We start from the raw sequence: 929 nt of genomic DNA, 5'->3' as shown, positions 1-929 counted from the left end.
ACTTAGTGTTATTCGACTTACCAGAGAACCCTGACCTACTCGAACAACGTATCGGCCGCTTAGACCGAATCGGGCAAACACATGACGTCAATATTCATGTGCCCTTCATTCCTGGCAGCCGCCAAGAGGGTTTATTCAACTGGTATGACCAGGCTCTGGATGCCTTCACTCACAGCTGTGCGGCAGGCTTTGCAATTTATGAACAGTTTGCCGTCGAACTGGAAAGTTACTTAAGCGAAGGTGACTTTCAATCTGATCAGGCCTTGTCTTTTATCAAACAAGCCCGTGAGCATCGCGATGCGGCTATGGCAGCTCTTCAAACGGGTCGTGACCCCCTACTTGAGCTTAACTCCTGCAATCCTGAAGAAGCCGAGAAAATCATTGCCTTGATCGAATCTGAGGAAGCAAGCCAGGACCTGTCCTCTTACATGGAAAAGCAGTTCAACCTTTACGGTGTTGAACAAGAGTACCAGTCAGACCAGACTCTGATCATTCGCCCTGGAGAGCACATGCTGGAGCAGCACTTTCCCGGCTTAAACGATGAAGGCAACACCTTAACCTTCCACCGTTTGAAAGCGCTTGTCCGGGAAGATGTCGAGTTTGTCTCATGGGAACACCCGATGGTGACCGATCTAATCGAGCAAACCTTAACAGGAGAGCTTGGTAATGCAGCCTTGGCAACCATGTCGGTAAAAGGTGTTGAACCTGGTACTTTATTTTTGGAAGCCATATTCGCGCTGAACAGCATGGCACCAAAGTCTCTGCAGCTTGACAAATTTTTGCCGGTATCGCCTCAGCGGATCGTTGTTAATATTACCGGCCGCGACCTTAGCGAAGTTTTACCCTACGAGCAGCTTAATGAGCTCTGCAAAGGGCTTAAGCGATCGATGGCGCATGCCGTATTGAAAGAGATCCGTAACGATATTGGT

General features: G+C 49.0%; 1 pseudogene. It reads left to right on the top strand.

Annotation, left to right across the window (positions count from 1 at the left end):
- Window positions 1-929: pseudogene (locus tag A3763_RS25655) on the top strand (RNA polymerase-associated protein RapA); the annotation flags it as partial.

It is taken from the genome of Oleiphilus sp. HI0128 (assembly GCF_001635365.1).
The sequence above is the reverse complement of the archived record's forward strand: the minus strand, read 5'-3'. Positions and strand labels throughout refer to the sequence as shown.